The organism is Actinoallomurus sp. NPDC052274, from assembly GCF_040679475.1.
GTDB lineage: Bacteria > Actinomycetota > Actinomycetes > Streptosporangiales > Streptosporangiaceae > Actinoallomurus > Actinoallomurus liliacearum.
Genome location: NZ_JBFAUT010000002.1, coordinates 250,627 through 267,626, shown reverse-complemented (window position 1 = coordinate 267,626; position 17,000 = coordinate 250,627). Strand labels below are relative to the sequence as shown.

Sequence of the window (17,000 nt, the reverse complement as noted above, 5' to 3'; positions counted from 1 at the left end):
TTTTCCTTCCACGGAGGAGGTGGACAGGTCAGAAGTAGGTGCGGATCAGGTCGACGACCGTGCGATCCTCGTCGATCACGGGGATGACCTGCCACTTGTCGAAGGCCGTGCAGGGGTGGGAGATCCCGAAGCAGACCAGGTCGCCGGGGGTGAGCCGGACGTCGCCGGTGAGGTAGGCGTGGTGGTCGTTCATCCGCTCGACGACGAGGCCGTCGGCGGGTTCCTCCGAACCGTCGCGGCGACGGATCAGACGCGGCACGGGCAGGCCCTCGTCGTACGGCGCCTCGCGCTTGCCCATGCCGACGATGGCGAGGCCGTCCTCCGGTGTGGAGGTGACCTGGGCCCAGACCTCCAGCGCCGCGTCGAGCGAGCCCTCGATCCGGGTGTAGGGCGTCTTGCGGGTGTAGACGCCGTCGTCGTGGCTGACGTACGCGCCGCTGCGCAGGATCGTGCGCAGCCGGTGGCCGGGCAGCCAGTCCCCGCCGAGCCGGTCGGCGACGACGTCGAAGTAGGCGCTGCCGCCGGCCGTTACGATCACGGTCTCGGGCAGCAGCCCGGCCCTGGACAGCTCCAGCGTCGCCGCGCGCACGTCGTCCAGGTACGCGGTGACGGCCGGCACGTCCGGCAGGCCGCCCTCGTACGCCGCCACGCCCGCCGGTTCGAGGTTCGGAGCGGCGGCGACGGCGCGGGCGACCTCGGCCAGCGCGGCGGCGGTGCGGCAGCCGGTACGCCCGCCGGCGTGCCCGAGCTCGACCAGGACCCGGAAGGAGCCGGGCACCGACGCGATCGTCTCCACCCCGGCGACCGAGTCGACGTAGCACAGGAACTCGAACCCGCGGTCGATCTCCCCGGCGATCCAGCGCAGCGCCACCGGGTCGAGCAGTTCGTTGGCCAGCAGCACCCGGGGCACGCCGAACGCCCGGTAGGCCAGCACCTGGTTCGCGGTGGCGGCGGTGATCCCCCACGCTCCGGCGTCGAACTGGGCCTGGAACAGCGACGGCGCCATCGTGGTCTTGCCATGCGGCGCGAACTCCAGTCCGTGCTCCGCGCAGAACGCCGCGAGCCGGGCGAGGTTGTGCTCGATCGCCGAGCGGCGGGCCACCATGACCGGCCAGGTGAAGGCCCCGCCGAACAGGTGGTGCCGGGCGGCGGCGAAGTCCTCGAGTGGTTCGGGCGGCCCCGGATGCCACAGCCCCTTGGTCAGTGCGTCGACCCGCGCGGCCGGAACGGCGAGGCGCACCCCGGCCCCTGCCGTCAGGTCGCCGGTCGCCTCGTCGATGCCGTGTTCGCTCACTGGACGTTCCCCTCTGCGGCGCCGTGTCGTGTGGATCCGAGGACGCGGGAGATCTCCCCGGCCGTGCGGACCACCATGGGACCCACCTCACGGACCCGCGCCGGAGTCATCCGCGAGGTCAGGCCCGAGACGCTCAGCGCCGCGACGGCCTGGTCGGTGTGGTCGAACACGGCCGCGGCGACGCAGCGGACCTCGGGTTCGTTCTCTCGGTCGTCGACGGAGTAGCCGCGCCGGCGGATCCGGTCGAGCTCGGCCCGCAGCGCCGCCGGGTCGGTCACGGTCCGCTCGGTGATCGCCGGCATGCCGGCGTCGGCCACCAGCCGGACCGCGTCCTCGTCGAGCCAGGCGAGGATGGCCTTGCCGACGGCGGTGCAGTAGGCCGGGGCCCGGCTGCCGACCCGGGAGGCCATCCGGACGTTGTGCTCGTTCTCCACCTTGTCGATGTAGACGACGTTGGGCGCGTCGTACAGGACCAGGTGGCAGGTCTCGCGGACGGCGCGCTGCAGCCGGCGCAGCGGCTCGGCGGCGACGTTCCGAACGTCGATGGAGGACAGGTACGCCTGACCGAGCCGCAGCGAGCCGTGCCCCAGCCGGAACCAGCCGGTCTCGTGGTCGCGGGCGAGCAGGTCCTCCTCCAGCAGCGGCGCGGCGAGCCGCAGCACCGTGCTCTTGCTGATGCCGAGGTCCTCGGCGATCCGGGTCAGCGGGACGGGCCGTCCCGCGTTGTCCCGCAGGTACGCCAGCACGGCGAGGGCGCGGCGCAGCGAGGAGGACTGGTTCCGCTCACGCGATGGGGTCGTCATGTCGTGCTCCTGGGGAGCAGGCCGCGCGCCAGCACGTCGCGCGCCGCGGTGAGGTGCCGGCCCGCCCGGGTCAGGGAGATCTCGTGGTGGCCGGGGAACAGCGCGTCGACCTCCAGCCGGGCGAGCGCCTCCAGGCTGGCGGCGTACTCGGGGACCCGGCAGTCGTGCAGGTTCTGCAGCGAGATGCGGCCGCCGTGGAACACGCAGTCGCCGGAGAACAGCGCCTGGTGGTGCGGCGTCCGCAGCAGGTAGCAGGTGTGGCCGTCGGCGTGGCCGGGCGTGGCGACCGCCCGTACCGACACGCCGCCGCCCAGGTCGAACTCGTCGCCGTCGCGCACGGCCTGTACGCCGGGACAGGCCGGGAAGGCGTACTCGGGCGGGTAGACGCCCGCCGCGCGGCCCCGGTCGACGCTCAGCGCCGCCTCGTCCCCGGCGGCCAGCCAGTCGCCGATCGGCGCGCCGGCGTGCACCGGGACGCCGTGGCGGGCCAGCCCGGCCGCGCCGCCGGAGTGGTCGGCGTGCCCGTGGGTGAGCAGCACCCGGTCGGGGCGGCCGTGGCGCAGGATCTCCGGCACCGACCGGCCCGCGCCCGCGTCGATCAGCACGCTGCCGGTCGCGCCGGTGACCAGGTAGACGTGGCAGTCGAGCGGGTCGGTCAGGTCGAAGCCCGCCGCTCCGCTGGCCACCAGGGTCACGTGCTCGGTCAGGCGCACGGCATCCTCCGCATGACCTCGATGACGATCTCGGCGGCCAGCGCCACGTCGGCCAGGGCGACCGACTCGGCGGCCGAGTGCGCGTCGCCGACCGAGCCGGGGCCGAACACCACGGCCGGGATCCCGGCATCGGCGATCTTGCTGGCGTCGGTGCCGAACGGCATGCCGCGCACCTCGGCGTCCCGGCCGCGCGCGGTCAGCGCGCCGCAGAGCGTGGCGACGACCGGGCTGCCGGCCGGGGTGTCGAGGGCCAGGTCCACGGTGAACGGCTCGTCCACCTCGATCGGCCCGAGCGCGGCCAGCTCCGCCCCCTCACGCCGCCACACCGCGTACGGGTCCTCGCCCGGGAGGGTGCGCCGGTCGACGTCGATCTCGCAGGTCCCCGGGATCGTGTTCGGGCCGGTGCCGCCCCGGACCCGGGTGACGACGCGCGTCGCCGCGCCCAGGAGCGGGTGGTCCGGCACGTCCGGGGCGGTGGCGTCCAGGTGGGCCAGCACCGGGCCCATCAGCGACACGGCGTTGACGGCCTCGTGGGGGCGCGAGCTGTGCCCGGCCCGGCCGAGGGTGCGCACGGTGTACCGGACGCAGCCCTTGTGCGCGGTGACCGGGGCCAGGTCCGTGGGCTCGCCCACGATCGCGCCGGCGAAGTCGCGGCCGGCCTCATCCTTCAGCAGCTCCAGTACGCCGCGGTAGCGGTGCTCCTCGTCGGCCACCCCGGCCAGGACGACCGTGCACGGCGGCGGCTCCCCGGCCGCGAGCTCGGCGGCGGCCAGCATGAACGCGGCGAGTGGGCCCTTGGCGTCGCAGGCGCCGCGCCCGTACAGCCGGCCGTCGCGCACCTCTCCGGCGTACGGGTCGATCGTCATCCCATCGGTCTCCACCGTGTCGAGGTGGGACTCCAGCAGGACGGCGCGCGGCCCGCGGCCCGGCACGACGGCGACGACGTTCGGCCGGCCCGGCAGGACCTCGCGGACCTCCGCGGTGATCCCGCGCGCGGCGAGCCAGTCCCGCGCGTACGCGGCGACGGCGGCCTCGCCGGGCCCGTCCCCGTCGCGCGGGTTGACGCTCGGCACGGCCACCAGGCCGCGCACCAGCGTCTCCACGTTCTCCCCCGAGATCGTCATCAGTTCCGCCGTTCTCGTGCGTAGGCCAGGAGCAACAGGATGATGAGCAGGCCCTGGCAGACCTGGCGGATGCCCTCCGACAGGTTCCAGGCGGCCAGCAGCGCCGTGATCAGGGTGAGCAGGAGCGCGCCCGCGATCGTGCCGAGCAGGTGGCCCCGCCCGCCGAGGATCGACGTACCCCCGAGCACCACCGAGGCGATCGACAGCAGCTGGTACGGATTGCCCATGGTCAGCGAGCTGGTCCCGGTGAAGCCGAGCAGCACCAGCCCGGCCACGCCCGCCAGCAGCGAGCACACCGCGTACACGGTGAAGGCGGTGGCGGTCAGCGGCACGCCGGAGGCGCGCGAGGCCGGCTCGCTGGTGCCGACGGCGAAGACGTACCGCCCGGTCCGGGACCGGTGCAGCAGCCAGTACGCCCCGGCCGCGACCACGAGCCACAGCACGAACGCCAATGGCACCCCGACGACGCGGTCGTTGGCGAGCGAGTCGAGCAGTCCGACGCGGGCCGACTTGGGCGCGCCGTTGGTGTAGACGAGCAGTGCGCCGGAGATGATCGTTCCGGTGGCGAGCGTCATCACCATCGGCGGCACCCGCAGCCAGGTGATCCCGGCGGCGTTGACCACGCCGACCAGGGCGCTGAGGACGAGCGCCGCGACGATCCCGGCGGCCGAGCCGTGGCCCGCCGCGGTCTGCGCGCAGACGACCGCGGACAGCGCGACCACCCCGGACACCGACAGGTCGATGCCGCTCATCATCACGACGAGGGTCTGGCCGATCGCGACGAGGCCGAGGAACGACGCCGTCTGGACGAGGTACCGGACGCTGGAGACGCTGTCGAAGCCCTGCGCGAACAGGATCGCCGCGATCCAGGTCACGACGAGCACGCCGAACGCCCAGGCGGCGCGGTTGTCGCGCAGCGCCGCGAGCGGGCGCGCGGTGGTGGATGTCGTCGTGGTCACGCCGTCCTCCTCCGATCGGTCGCGAGGGTCTTGAGGGCGATCGCCGCGATGAGGATCACGCCCTGCAGGATGAGCTGGTAGAACGGCGACATCCCGGTGAACAGCAGCAGGTTCGTCAGCAGGCCGATGATGAGCGCGCCGAGGATGGTGCCCCGCATCGCGCCGACCCCGCCGAAGAAGCTCACCCCGCCGAGCACCGACGCCGCGATGGAGTTGAGGGTGTAGGGCGTGCCGATGGTGGCGTCGGCCGAACCCGTCTGGATCGCCAGGCCGATCCCCGCCAGGCCGACGAAGATCCCGGCCATGGCGTATCCGCCGATCTTGATCGCGCGGGTGTTCAGACCGCCCGCGTACGCGCCGTGCTCGTTGCCGCCGACGGCGTACAGCGCGGTTCCGAACCGGGTCAGTTTCCCCAGCTTCCACAGGGCGATGACCACGAGGATCGCCACCGCCGGGAGGGCGATGCCGTTCCAGCCGTTGTTGTACGCCCGCACGAGGCCGCCCGGCACGTGCCCGCCCGGCTGCGGCAGCACCGCGAGGGTGACGCCGCCCCACAGGAAGGACGCCGCGAGCGTCACGATGATCGGCGGCAGGCCGGCGTAGGCCACCATCGCGCCGTTCACCGCGCCGGCGGCCGCCGCGGCGAGCAACGCGAGCACGGCCGCGAGCACGACGCCGTGGTCGGCGCGCAGCGCGAACACCGCCATCGCCAGCGCGAGGACCGGCCCGAGCGACAGGTCGATGCCGCCGGTCAGCATGACCGTCGTCTGACCCATCGCGGCCAGGATCAGCGGCAGGAACTGCGCCGACAGGATCGTGATCGACGCGGGCGTCAGCAGGGACGGGTCGTACGCCTGGTAGGCGATGAGCAGGACGACGAGCAGGACGCCCAGCCCCACCGTCTCCAGGTGGTCGGAGATCCGCTCACGCATGGGCCACGCTCCCCGTCACCGAGGCCCGGACCAGGCGCTCCTCCGTCAGGTCGGGGCCGCTGAGCCGGTCGACGACCGTTCCTTCGTACATCACCGCCACCTCGTCGCACAGGCCGACCAGCTCCATCGTGTCCCCCGAGGTGACGAGCACCGCCATCCCCCCGTCGGCCAGCTCCCGGAGCAGGTGGTAGATCTCCTTCTTGGTGCCCACGTCGATGCCGCGGGTCGGTTCGGCCAGCAGCAGGACGCCCGGCCGGGTCGGCAGCCACTTGGCCAGCGCGACCTTCTGCTGGTTGCCGCCGGACAGCCGCCGTACCTGCTGGGCCGGCGAGGACGTCTTGACCCGCAGCCGTCCGATCAGCTCCTCGACGAGGCGGTTCTCCGCGCCGCGCGCGACCGTGGCCAGGCGGGACGCCGGGGCCAGTTCGCGCAGGTTCGGCAGCGCAAGGTTGGCCCGGACGCTCTGCGCCACGTGCACGCCCTCGATCTTCCGGTCCTCCGGGACGTACGCGATGCCGCGCCGGATCGCGTCGCGCGGGGACCGGGACCGGCACGGCCGGCCGTCCAGTTCCACCGAGCCGGTGTGCCGGGCCAGCCCGGCCAGCGCGCGCAGCACCTCGCGCTGGCCCTGGCCCTGCAGCCCGCCGAGGCCGATGATCCGGCCAGGCGCCAGCTCGAGGTCGACGCCGTGACAGGCGCCGGGCACCGTCAGGCCGCGGGCGACGAGCCGGGGCCCGGTCTCGGTCGCGGCGGGCCGGTCCGGGAACAGGTTCGACAGCTCCCGGCCGATCATCAGCCGGACGATGTCGTCGTGGTCGGTCTCGGCCCGTTCGCGGGTCGCCGTCACCTGGCCGTCCCGCAGCACCGTGAGCCGGTCGGCCATGGCGAACAGCTCGCCCATGCGGTGACTCACCATGATCACCGAGCTGTTCGCCTCCCGCAGTTCCCGCACGACGCGGAACACCGCCTGGACCTGGTCGTCGTCGAGCGCCGAGGTGGCCTCGTCCAGGATCAGCAGCCGCGGCCCGCTCGCCAGCGCCTTGGCCAGCTCGACGAGCTGCTGCTGCCCCAGCGGCAGGCGGCCCGCCTTGGACCGCGGGTCGACGTCCAGGCCGACCCGCTCCAGCAGGGGGCGGGCGCGCTCCGCCAGGTGCCGGCCCAGGACCAGGCCGCCGCGCGTCGGCCACGCGCCGAGGAAGATGTTCTCGGCGACGGTCTGGTGCGGGTTGAGGCTGAGCTCCTGGTGCACCGACCCGATGCCGGCGTCCCGGGCGCGCTGCGGCGACCAGCCCCGGACCGGCTCGCCGTCCAGGAGGATCCGCCCGGAGTCGGGCGTCTGCAGGCCGGTGATCAGGGAGAGCACCGTGCTCTTGCCCGCGCCGTTCTCCCCGACGAGCGCCAGCACCTCGCCGGCGCGGACGTCGAAGCTCACCTCGTCCAGGACCCGGTTGCCCGCGAAGGACTTGCAGACCCCCTCGACGCTCAGCATCACTTTCCGATCAGCTTGTCGATGTCGGACTGCGCGATCGGCTGGATCGGGTAGTAGTCGTCCGACTGGTCGGTCTTGACGTACTGCGCCAGGTTGTCGTCGGTGATCTTGGGCAGCGGGACCGTCACGTTGTTCGGGACGTTCACCCCGTCACGCTTGGCGACGGCCGCCTCGATCGCGATCACGCCGAGGTAGTTCGGCTGGGCGGTCGACATCGAGGAGAAGCCCTGCTTCTGCTTGCTCTGCCACAGCTTCAGGAAGCCGTTGTAGTTCTCGCCGGTGATCGGCACGAGCTTCTTGTTCTGCTTGACGAGCGTCTGCAGCGCGGCGGCCGACAGCGCGCCGCCCTGGGAGAAGACCCCGTTGATCGACGAGTGGGCGGAGTACGCCGACGCGAACGCCTGGGCGGCGGGCGCGAGGTTGTACTCGCTGTGCACGTTCGCCACGACCTTGATGCCCGGGTACTTCTTCAGCGCCTCCTGGGCGCCCTTCCAGCGGTCCTCGCTGACCGCGACGCCGGCCGGGCCGTTGAAGGCGATGATCTGGCCCTTGCCGCCGAGCTTGTCGGCCAGCCACTGGGCGGTCATCCGGCCCCACTCGACCTGGTCCGTGCCGACCTTGATGACCTTGTCGCTGGTGACGAGGCTGTCGAAGTTCACGACGGTGATGCCGGCGTTCGCGGCCTGCTCCAGCGCCGGGTTCAGCGCCGTCGAGGAGCCGGCGTCCACGATGATCACGTCGTATTTCTGCTGGATCATCGCGCGGATCTGCGCGATCTGCTGGGACGTGTCGCCGTTGGCGTTGAAGGTCTGGTACGACGAGATCTTCCCGGACTGCTTCAGCTTGTTGACGTCGTCCTGCATCATCTTCGCCGTCTCCTGCATCCAGGAGGGCGTCAGGTAGATCGTCGACCAGCCGACCTTGAGCGCCTTGGTCACGCCCGCCTTGCCGCCGGTCGTGCTTCCGCCGTCCTTGACGCCACAGGCCGACACGGCGGTGACCGTGCTGAGGGCGGCGACGGCCAGGACGGCTCCTTTGAGTTTGGCGAACATGGCAGTCTCCTTCATGAGCGACTCCGGCCGGGGAGCCGGTGAGGGTCTGGTGCGGATCCGGTGACCACCGGTCCGATGTGAGTCGTGGGCGCCTCGCGGACGCGGCGCGGTCGGTTCGTGGTGAGGGCGCGGGAGAGCGCGCCGGTGGTTCGGGGTGAGGGCGCGGGACGGCGCGCGGATCAGTTGGGGGTGAGGGCGCGGCCGGGCAGCGCGCCGGTCAGGGCTCCCCCGGCCAGCACGGGCACTCCGCCCACCAGGACGTGGTCGACGCCGTCGGCGGGCGTACGCGGGGACTCGTAGGTCGAGCGGTCGGTGACCGCATGAGGGTCGAGGACGACGAGGTCGGCCGCGAACCCCCGGCGGACGACGCCCCGGTCCAACAGGCGGAACCGCCGCGCGGCGTGCGCGGACATGTGGACCGCCGCCTGCTCCCAGGTCCAGTCGCCGAGCTCGCGCACGTGCCGGGCCAGGAGCCGGGCGAAGGCCCCCCAGCCGCGCGGATGCGGATGCCCGCCCTGGTAGATGGCGTCGGAGCCGGTGGTCTGCGCCGGGTGGCGCAGCAGGGCCCGCACCGACTCCTCGGTGTTGGTCGGCGGCTGCCCGAACACGCAGCCGGCCTCCAGGCGGGTCGCCACGAGCAGGTCGCAGCAGAACTCGCCCGGGGAGCGGCCCGCCCGCTCGGCGGCCTCGGGCAGCGTCAGGCCCTCGGTCCAGCGCAGGTCGTCGGCCGGCACGTGCGACAGCGTGATGCGCGGCCACAGGTCGGCCGTCCACTCGCTCTCCAGCCGCCGGCGTACGGCGGGGTCGGCCAGCGCCTCTAGAGTCGCGTCCAGGTCGGCGACGGGAAGCCAGCCGGGCAGGGTGACGAGCGTGAGCGTGCTGGATCCGCGCAGGTAGGGGTAGTTGTCGAAGGTCAGGTCGACGCCCTCGGCCCGCGCGTCGTCCACCATCGCGATCAGGCGTTCGCGGGGGCCGTGATAGTGCGAGACGTGCGGCGCGACCCCGCTGACCCGCGCGATCCGGAGCACCTCGGCCATCCCGTCGCCGGCCTTGGCCTCATACCCCCGCATGTGCGTCACGTACGGCAGGCCGGCGGCGGCGACCGGCGCGCAGAGCGCGGCCAGCTCGTCGGCCTCGGCGTACGCGCCGGGGAAGTACTCCAGGCCGGTGGACAGGCCCGCCGCGCCCTCTTCCAGGCCGCGCTCGACCTGGCGGAGCATGGCGGCCAGCTCGTCGGCGTCGGGCGCGCGGCGAGCGGCGCCGAGCGCGTTGCGCCGGATCGTCCCGTGCGGGAGCAGGTAGACGGTGTGGAGGGGAATGCGGCGGTCGTAGCCGGCGAGCAGCCCGGCGACGGTCACCGGGCCGTCGTCGAGTCCGGGATGCCGCCCGTTGACCGGGGCGAAGTACCGCGAGACGTACGCCAGCGTCGCCGGGTCGGCCGGGGCGAAGGAGACGCCGTCCTGGCCGAGCACGAAGGTGGTGACGCCCTGGCGGAGCGCGGCGAGCTGAACCTCGGGGTCGAAGACGGCCGCGTCGGCGTGGACATGGGTGTCGATGAAGCCGGGCATGACGTACCGGCCGGTCGCGTCGATCTCGGTCGCCGCGCTCGCCCCGGGCAGCGGGCCGACCTCGGTGATCCGGTCACCGGAGATCGCGACGTCGGCCCGGAAGGCGGGCGCGCCGGTCCCGTCGACCACCCATCCGCCACGGATCACCACGTCGGCCATGATTCACCCCCATACTTCGCAGAACCCCTTATAAGCGACGCCTGTTCGCTTGGCAGGCGACGTTAGGAGCGAAGGCGCCGCGCGCGCCAGATCTGCAACACAGAATTTTGCGATGCACAACGCGATCACATCGACGCAGGTCACAGGGGTCTCTTGGGAGGATAGCCCCGGGTCGGCACGACCGGCCCGGCGAGAAAGGCCGCTCCGGCTCGTGCGCCTCCGGACACGCCGGTCCTGGGTCAGGCGTGGTGGAATGCGAAGATTCACTATCGCCCCGGACGCGAACCTTTTGGCCGGGCCGCGCGTCTTTACCAGGCACGACGGTGAAGATCATCGCGCCCGCCCACCGGTCGCCTTACCCGTCGGCCTGGTCATGGAGCCGAGGAGGTCGCGCTGTGTCCCGTGAGCCCGACGACGCACGGAACGAGGCCGCTGGGACGCCGCCACGGGAGGATCCCGACCCCGGCGCCGAAGCGCGAGAGGAGCCGGACACCGGCTCAGCAGGCGTCGCGGACGCCGACGCCGAGTCCGACGCGCCCGCCTCCGGCCAGGAGGACTCCGCAGAACCCGCACGCGTGTCCGATCCGGAGTCCGAAGCGACGGCCGAGCTCGCCCGGCGGGCCACGGCGTTCAGCGGCGAGACGGCGGAGAGGGACGAGACGGACGCCGACGCCGTGGCCGAGCAGCGGGACGACGAAGAGGCACCGGAGCCGTCCGCCGAATCCGCCGAACCCGGTGACGCCGAGGCCGGCGAACAGCCCGCGGCCGACGAGGACGAACCGCTCGAGGCCGAGGCCGACGACGATACGGCGGTCTCCGCTGACGCGCGGTCCGAGCGGGCGGACGAGCCCGAGGAATCCGCGCCCGAGGAGCCCGAGCCCGGCGACGAGCCCGAGCACGAACACGAGCACGAGGACGAACCCGAGGCCGAGTCCGAAGACGAGCCCGACCGCGAAGACGAGCCTGGAGACGAGCCCGAACCCGAGCCTGGGCACGGGCCTTCCGTCGGCGAGGGAGGCGGGGCGGACCCGGAGGAGGGGAGGACGCCGAGCGCCGAGTTCCAGCTACCGCGCGCGGTGCGGGTGCCCGCCGTGTCCAGCGATCTCACGGTCATGGACATGCCTCGCCCGGCGATTTCGCGGCAACGGCCGCGACCGGAACGTTCCGCCTTCGAACCGGCCCCTCGGCCGAGTTCGGGAGTCGCTCGCGATGAGACGGGGCCGGCCGCGCCGCCGCGTGACCGGGACGCGAACACCGCGCGCACCCGTCCCGCTCCGGACCGCGAAGGACCAGCGCCGAACACCGAGACGCCCGGGTGGTTCACGCCCGCGCAGGGTCCCTCCTCCTACGCCTCCCCCACGGCTCCCCGGACGGTCGAGGAGCCGCTTTCCGTCCGCCGCCCGCCCACCCGTGGGAGTCTCGCGGACACGACCCGGCGGGACGGCGTGCCCATGCCCACCCGGCTTCCGGCCGCCGCGGCGGGCCCACCCGCGCCCGCCCCTGCTCCAGCCCCCGCGCCCGCTCCTGCTCCGGCACCCACCGCGGCGTACGCGCAGCTCCCGCCGCTGGCGCTGCCGTCCCCGGCGGCGGCTCCGCCGCGGGCCGTAAGGCCGCCCGTCACCGAGGCGCCCGCCCAGGCCCCCGAGGCGGAGCCGCGACGCAAGCGGCGGCGCACCGGTTGGATCGTCACCGTGGCCGTGCTGGTGCTGCTGGCGTTGGCCGTGACCGGCCAGTTGGTACGGCCGACGCCCCGGCCCACGCTGCGTCTCACCCTGTCGGCCACCCGGCACACCTTCGGCGGCGCCGCCCCCGACCTGCCCTGGCCGCAGCAGGGGCAGGCGACCTTGTCCGTCGACGGGCTGGGAACGATGGGGTCGTTCGGCGGTCAGACGCCGATCCCCACCGCCAGCGTGGCCAAGGTGATGACCGCGTACGTCTTCCTGAACGACCATCCGCTGGCGTCGGGCACGGACGGTCCCACGTACCGGATCTCCAGCGAGGAGGCCGCCCAACTGCCGGCGCGCAAGCAGCGGGGCGAGTCGCTCGTCGAGGTCGTCGCGGGACAGGCGTTCACCGAGCGCAAGGCGCTGGAGGCGCTGCTGCTCGTGTCGGCGAACAACATCGCGCATGAACTGGCCCGCTGGGACGTGGGCGACGAGCAGGCGTACGTCGCGAAGATGAACGCGACCGCGCGGTCGCTGGGGATGACCGGCACCACCTACACCGATCCGAGCGGGTACGACTCGAGCACCGTCAGCACGGCCGCCGACCAGGTCAAACTGCTGTCCGCCGCGATGCGGATCCCGGCGTTCGCGGAGGTGGTGAACCACCACACCTACGTGCCCAACGACGGGCGTCCGTCGCGTACCGCCGGCAACGCCCTGCTCGGGCGCTACGGGGTGGTCGGCGGCAAGACCGGCTACACCGACGCGGCGGGCGGCAACTTCGTCTTCGCCATCCGCAAGCGGAAGGGGAACGTGACGACGACGATCGTCGGTGCGGTCATGGGGCAGCGGTCGCCCAGCGCGATGGGCGCGATCGAGGCCGCGCAGCCGCTGATCATCGCCGCGGAGAAGGCGCTGACCTCGGTCACGCTGGCCCGTACGGGTGCGGAGGTCGCGCTGGTCGACGACGGTCTCGGCGGACACACGCCGCTGCGGGCCACCGCCCCCGTCACGGTGGTCGGCTGGGGCGGGCTCACCGTTCCGGTCCGCGTCACCGGCGACTCGCCGCGCCGCGCCTCCGCCGGCGCGCGCGTCGGCGCGGTGAAGGCGGGCGCCGCGGTCACTCCCCTCGTCGCCGACCGGGGGCTGAACCCACCGTCCCTCCTCAAGCGGCTCCTGCGCCTCGCCTAGAACGCAGCGATCAGGGACGACGCAGCCACTCCACGGCGAGCCGGGCGGTCGTCCCGATCACGGCGTCGGCCTGCGGTAGGACGGCGATCGGCAGCAGCGAGCGGGTGAAGACCGCCGCCGCGTACCGGCCGCCGTCCGGGTACTCCACGACGCCGACCTCGTTGCGGATCGTCAGCAGCGTCCCGGTCTTGCCGCTGACCACCACGTCGTCGTACGGGAAGCCGGACGACAGCCGGTGCGGCCAGACCTGGAGACCGAACAGGCGGCGCATGGCGGCGCACTCGGCGGGAGGCGCCGCCTCGTCCCGCCAGATCAGGCCGAGCAGCCGGGTCATGTCGCGGGGGGTGCTGCGGCTCGTCCGGTACGGGTCGAGGGCGCGCAGGCGGCCGAGCATGCCGGGCTCGTCCAGCCGGGACCACAGCTCCCCGAGCGTCGTGACCCCGGCGTCGGCGAGCATGGTGTCGAACAGGTCGTGACCGCTCTCCGCCACCGCGGTGCCGGACAGGCCGAGGGCGGCGGCGGTCGCGTTGACCGCGGTCAGTCCGACCTGGTCCAGCACCGCGTCGGCGGACGTGTTGTCACTCACCGTGATCATGAGACTGGCGAGGTCGCGCAGAGACATGCGTACCTCGTCCAGCAGCACGGACACGCCGGTCGGCCCGGTAGTGCGGTCCTGAGGACGCAGCGTCAGCCGTTCGGTGGGGTCGAGCAGACCATCGGCCGCCTGCCGGTGGAACGCGACGAGCAGCGGCACCTTGAAAACGGAGGCGAGCACGACCGGCTCGTCCGCGCCGACCGCGACCTCCCGCCCGGTGTCGATATCGGTGACATGGAGGAATCCCGTCACGCCGGCGTCGCGGAACGCCGCTTCGATCCGGGTACGCACATCGCTCATGCCAGGAACCCGGACGCCGGCCGCTGGACGACCCGGCGGGTGGGCGCGCCGTCCAGCGGCGTCATGCCCGCCTCGCGGCGGAGGACGGCGGTCGCGACCGCGGTGAAGTCGGTGATGGCCCGGGCCTGCTCGGGGTCTCGGGCGCGTCGCCACGCGCAGGACGTCCGCCAGGTGAGCGGCTCGCCGAGCAGCGCGCGCCAGGTCGCCCCGGCGGCGTCGTCGGTGCGCGGGACCAGGGCCACGGCCGTACCCGCGAGGACGAGGCCCAGCGCGAACTGCGGATGCCGCGCCTCCTGGACGGCGGGCGGCGCGTACCCGTGGCGACGGCACGTGGCGAGTGACTCGTCATAGGTCCCGGGTGCCTCCTCGCGCGGGAAGACGACCAGGTCATGTCCGGCGAGGTCGGCGAGATGGATCTCGGAGGACGAGGCGAGGGCGGAGTCCGCGGGCAGCAGCACGCCGACCGGCTGGCCCAGCATCGGGCCGAGTTCGAGATCTCGCGTGTCGCACGGGTGCCGCACGATGCCGGCGTCGAGCGCGCCCTCCGTCAGCAGGCGGATCTGCTCGGCCGTCGGGATCTCGCGGAGGTCGAGGCGCAGGTCCGGGCGGCGCTCCCGGAACGCGGCGATCAGCGCCGCGACGATCGGGGCGCCCAGGTCGCTCGGCAGGCCGGCCCGCACCGCGCCGACCTCGCCGAGGCGGGCCCGTTCGGCAAGGGAGGAGACGCGGTCCACACGGACGAGGATCTCACGGGCCTCCTCCAGCAGCAGCCGCCCCGGCTGGGTGAGCTCGACCTTCCGGCTCGACCGCTCGAACAGCCGCACGCCGAGTTCCTTCTCCAGCCGCTGAATCCGCTGGCTCAGCGGCGGCTGGGCCATGCCGAGGCGTGCCGCCGCACGGCCGAAGTGGAGTTCTTCGGCGACGGCGACGAAGCAGTTCAGGTGACTCACCAGGTTCACGACCAGCAACGATATCAATCGTCATATGCCACTCACATCAATATCAATCTTGGACTTTTCGCTGGTCTCCTGCTGTCCTAAGGCCTCCGACGAAGGTTGCCGACGGAGAGGAGTCCGATGGTGCGCCGATCCCGCATGGTCGCCGCCGCCGTGATCGCGGCCGTGGCCGTGCTCGTGGGGGCGGGAGCGGTGTGGTTCCTGCACGATGACGAGGGGCCGCAGCAGACGGCGAAGCGTTACCTGGCCGCCTGGAGCGGCGGCGGGTTCGCCGCGATGCGTGCCCTGACCGACCGTCCACCCGCCGATCTCGAGGAACGGTTCGCTCGCATGCGCGACGACCTGGGCGTCACGCGGCAGCGATACGAGGTCGCCTCGGTCGGACGGCCCAAGGACGGCACGGCGACCGGCTCGTACCGCGCCGAGCTGACGCTGTCGGGCGGACGGGTCTGGACGTACGGCGGCACACTGCCGTTCGTCAAGCGAGACGGCCGGTGGCGCGTGGCATGGTCACCGCAGGTCATGCACCCGGCTCTCAAGGAGGGGCAGCGCCTTCGCGCCGCGCGGATCCGGCTCACCCGGGCGGACGTCCAGGCGGCGGACGGCAGCAGCCTGAGCGGCTCGGCGTCCGGGTCCGTCCAGCAGATCGTCGGTCCGCTCGGTCCCGCGTCCGCCGACACGGCGAAGCGACTCGGCGCCCCGTACCGCGCGGGTGACACGATCGGAGTGGACGGTCTCCAGCGGCAGTACGAGCGTCGCCTCGCCGGTACGCCCGCCCTCGCCGTCCAGATCATCGGCGCGGACGGCAAGCCGGTGCGCACCCTCCAGCGGTTCGGCGGCACCGAGGGCAGGCCCTTGCGGACGACGCTCGACCCGAAGGTGCAGCGCGCCGCGGGAGCGGCCCTCGGCGACGTGACCAAGCCCGCGTCGCTGGTCGCGCTGCGGCCGTCCACCGGGGAGATCCTCGCCGTGGCGAACAAGCCCGGCGGCTACAACCGGGCGCTGATGGGCCAGTACCCGCCCGGTTCGACGTTCAAGGTGGTCACGGCGGCGGCGCTGGTCGCGGGCGGCATGAACGCGGCGACCGGCGTCGGCTGCCCGGCCACCGACACGGTCGGCGGCCGCTCGTTGCACAACTTCCAGCACGAGGACTTCGGGACGGTGCCGCTCCGCGAGGCGTTCGCGCATTCGTGCAACACCACGTTCGCGCGGCTCGCCGTGGACCGACTCGGCGAGCGGCGGCTGGGTCAGGTCGCCGCCCAGTTCGGGTTCAACGCCCCGATCGTCGCGGGGCTCCCCGCCGTCCGGGCCTCGTTCCCGGACACCAAGGACGACGCCTCCCTCGCCGCGGCCGCGTTCGGGCAGGACCAGGTCCTCACCAGCCCGCTGAACATGGCGAGCGTCGCGGCGGCGGCCGCCGCCGGAGTGTGGCGCTCACCCCGTCTGGTCGACGCCGCGCTGGTCTCCCAGGCCGTGGACGCCAAGGCGCGCAAGGCCGAGCCGCCGCACAGGCTGCAACCCGCGGTGGAGCGGGCGCTGCACTCCCTCATGCCCGCCGTCGTCAGCGAGGGCACCGCGGCGGGCGTCCGCTTCCCGTCCGGAACGGCGGGCAAGACCGGCACGGCGGAGTACGGAGAGGGCGACGACCCGCCCACCCATGCCTGGTTCATCGGCTACCGCGGCGACCTGGCGTTCGCCGTGATCGTCGAGGGCGGCGGGACGGGTGCCGAAGCCGCCGCCCCCATCGCGGCGCGATTCCTCAAGGCCGTCGGGTGAGCGGCCGAACGCGGGCCGCGCCTATGACGGATCCGCCATGGTCCGGGCCTACTCGTAGGGGTCGGCGGGTTCGGCGACGCGCCGCTGCTCGGTCGCGGTCAGCCGGGGCAGGGCGACGCCGTCGAGGTGCGCCCAGGTCGGTGACCACGTACCGGTGACCCGCGTCCAAGTGCCAGGACGCGGCGCGGGAGCAGGAAGGCCGGCGCGGCGGCGGGCGTCATGCCCCGGGCCATCAGCCCGCCCGCGACCGGAACCGACGCGCATTCGCAGCCGGACAGCAGGGCACCGGCGACGCCGTCGACCGGTACCGCCAAGGCGCCGCGACGCGGCAGCGCGCGCCGCCCCGCCGCCATCGGCGGTCGCCGGCCCCAGTCGGCCGGGGGGAGGTCCGCCCGCTCGTCCCATGCCACGTCGGTGGCCCGCAC

The 17,000-nt window shown here is 73.4% G+C and carries 14 protein-coding genes and 1 pseudogene; 2 read left to right on the top strand and 13 right to left on the bottom strand.

Annotated features, from left to right (window positions below; translation table 11 throughout):
- Nucleotides 1–28 precede the first annotated feature (28 nt).
- From AB0K82_RS03075 to AB0K82_RS03030, 10 genes are all read right to left on the bottom strand, one after another.
- Complete coding sequence (locus AB0K82_RS03075) at nucleotides 29–1,294, bottom strand: alanine racemase (protein ID WP_364392039.1); 1,266 nt, start codon at nucleotides 1,292–1,294, stop codon at nucleotides 29–31.
- Nucleotides 1,291–2,097, bottom strand: coding sequence for an IclR family transcriptional regulator (locus tag AB0K82_RS03070; protein WP_364392037.1), 807 nt, complete (start codon nucleotides 2,095–2,097; stop codon nucleotides 1,291–1,293). Before AB0K82_RS03070 ends, AB0K82_RS03075 begins: the two co-directional genes overlap by 4 nt.
- Nucleotides 2,094–2,810, bottom strand: coding sequence for an MBL fold metallo-hydrolase (locus AB0K82_RS03065; protein WP_364392035.1), 717 nt, complete (start codon nucleotides 2,808–2,810; stop codon nucleotides 2,094–2,096). Before AB0K82_RS03065 ends, AB0K82_RS03070 begins: the two co-directional genes overlap by 4 nt.
- A complete protein-coding gene (locus AB0K82_RS03060; RefSeq protein ID WP_364392033.1) occupies nucleotides 2,801–3,934 on the bottom strand; it encodes a M20/M25/M40 family metallo-hydrolase in 1,134 nt (377 codons plus the stop codon). Before AB0K82_RS03060 ends, AB0K82_RS03065 begins: the two co-directional genes overlap by 10 nt.
- Nucleotides 3,934–4,893, bottom strand: coding sequence for an ABC transporter permease (locus AB0K82_RS03055; protein ID WP_364392031.1), 960 nt, complete (start codon nucleotides 4,891–4,893; stop codon nucleotides 3,934–3,936). Before AB0K82_RS03055 ends, AB0K82_RS03060 begins: the two co-directional genes overlap by 1 nt.
- Entirely contained in the window at nucleotides 4,890–5,825 is a 936-nt protein-coding gene (locus AB0K82_RS03050) for an ABC transporter permease (RefSeq protein ID WP_364392029.1), read from the bottom strand. The genes AB0K82_RS03055 and AB0K82_RS03050 overlap by 4 nt, the downstream gene beginning before the upstream one ends.
- Nucleotides 5,818–7,314 (bottom strand): sugar ABC transporter ATP-binding protein, encoded by a 1,497-nt coding sequence (locus AB0K82_RS03045; RefSeq protein ID WP_364392027.1) that lies wholly within the window; start codon nucleotides 7,312–7,314, stop codon nucleotides 5,818–5,820. The genes AB0K82_RS03050 and AB0K82_RS03045 overlap by 8 nt, the downstream gene beginning before the upstream one ends.
- Nucleotides 7,314–8,366 (bottom strand): ABC transporter substrate-binding protein, encoded by a 1,053-nt coding sequence (locus AB0K82_RS03040; protein ID WP_364392025.1) that lies wholly within the window; start codon nucleotides 8,364–8,366, stop codon nucleotides 7,314–7,316. Before AB0K82_RS03040 ends, AB0K82_RS03045 begins: the two co-directional genes overlap by 1 nt.
- 179 nt (nucleotides 8,367–8,545) lie before the next feature.
- Complete coding sequence (locus AB0K82_RS03035; protein WP_364392022.1) at nucleotides 8,546–10,093, bottom strand: D-aminoacylase; 1,548 nt, start codon at nucleotides 10,091–10,093, stop codon at nucleotides 8,546–8,548.
- Nucleotides 10,094–10,590: 497 nt separating this feature from the next.
- Nucleotides 10,591–11,088 (bottom strand): hypothetical protein, encoded by a 498-nt coding sequence (locus AB0K82_RS03030; protein WP_364392020.1) that lies wholly within the window; start codon nucleotides 11,086–11,088, stop codon nucleotides 10,591–10,593.
- Between the two features lie 456 nt (nucleotides 11,089–11,544).
- Here AB0K82_RS03030 and AB0K82_RS03025 point away from each other — a divergent pair, with 456 nt between their 5' ends.
- The gene (locus AB0K82_RS03025; protein ID WP_364392018.1) at nucleotides 11,545–12,948 is read left to right on the top strand and encodes a D-alanyl-D-alanine carboxypeptidase; all 1,404 of its coding nucleotides are present in this window, start codon (nucleotides 11,545–11,547) and stop codon (nucleotides 12,946–12,948) included.
- A gap of 10 nt (nucleotides 12,949–12,958) precedes the next feature.
- Here AB0K82_RS03025 and AB0K82_RS03020 read toward each other — a convergent pair whose 3' ends face one another.
- Together AB0K82_RS03020 and AB0K82_RS03015 are read right to left on the bottom strand one after the other, a co-directional pair.
- Nucleotides 12,959–13,843 carry a serine hydrolase gene (locus AB0K82_RS03020; RefSeq protein ID WP_364392016.1) on the bottom strand — a complete coding sequence of 295 codons (885 nt, stop codon included), beginning with the start codon at nucleotides 13,841–13,843 and terminating at the stop codon, nucleotides 12,959–12,961.
- On the bottom strand, nucleotides 13,840–14,802 hold the full coding sequence (locus AB0K82_RS03015) for a LysR family transcriptional regulator (RefSeq protein WP_364392014.1): 963 nt from the start codon (nucleotides 14,800–14,802) through the stop codon (nucleotides 13,840–13,842). Before AB0K82_RS03015 ends, AB0K82_RS03020 begins: the two co-directional genes overlap by 4 nt.
- Before the next feature lie 117 nt (nucleotides 14,803–14,919).
- On the opposite strand from AB0K82_RS03015, the gene AB0K82_RS03010 reads away from it, so the two are divergent.
- Entirely contained in the window at nucleotides 14,920–16,575 is a 1,656-nt protein-coding gene (locus AB0K82_RS03010) for a penicillin-binding transpeptidase domain-containing protein (protein ID WP_364392012.1), read from the top strand.
- Nucleotides 16,576–16,763: 188 nt separating this feature from the next.
- On the opposite strand, the pseudogene AB0K82_RS03005 reads toward AB0K82_RS03010, so the two are convergent.
- Nucleotides 16,764–17,000: pseudogene (locus AB0K82_RS03005) on the bottom strand (permease); the annotation flags it as partial.

Coding starts and splice junctions, on each gene's coding strand:
- AB0K82_RS03070 (WP_364392037.1), bottom strand. CDS start 2,097: ATGACGACCCCATCGCGTGAGCGGAACCAGTCCTCCTCGCTGCGCCGC.
- AB0K82_RS03060 (WP_364392033.1), bottom strand. CDS start 3,934: ATGACGATCTCGGGGGAGAACGTGGAGACGCTGGTGCGCGGCCTGGTG.
- AB0K82_RS03050 (WP_364392029.1), bottom strand. CDS start 5,825: ATGCGTGAGCGGATCTCCGACCACCTGGAGACGGTGGGGCTGGGCGTC.
- AB0K82_RS03045 (WP_364392027.1), bottom strand. CDS start 7,314: ATGCTGAGCGTCGAGGGGGTCTGCAAGTCCTTCGCGGGCAACCGGGTC.
- AB0K82_RS03040 (WP_364392025.1), bottom strand. CDS start 8,366: ATGTTCGCCAAACTCAAAGGAGCCGTCCTGGCCGTCGCCGCCCTCAGC.
- AB0K82_RS03035 (WP_364392022.1), bottom strand. CDS start 10,093: ATGGCCGACGTGGTGATCCGTGGCGGATGGGTGGTCGACGGGACCGGC.
- AB0K82_RS03025 (WP_364392018.1), top strand. CDS start 11,545: ATGCCCACCCGGCTTCCGGCCGCCGCGGCGGGCCCACCCGCGCCCGCC.
- AB0K82_RS03020 (WP_364392016.1), bottom strand. CDS start 13,843: ATGAGCGATGTGCGTACCCGGATCGAAGCGGCGTTCCGCGACGCCGGC.
- AB0K82_RS03010 (WP_364392012.1), top strand. CDS start 14,920: ATGGTGCGCCGATCCCGCATGGTCGCCGCCGCCGTGATCGCGGCCGTG.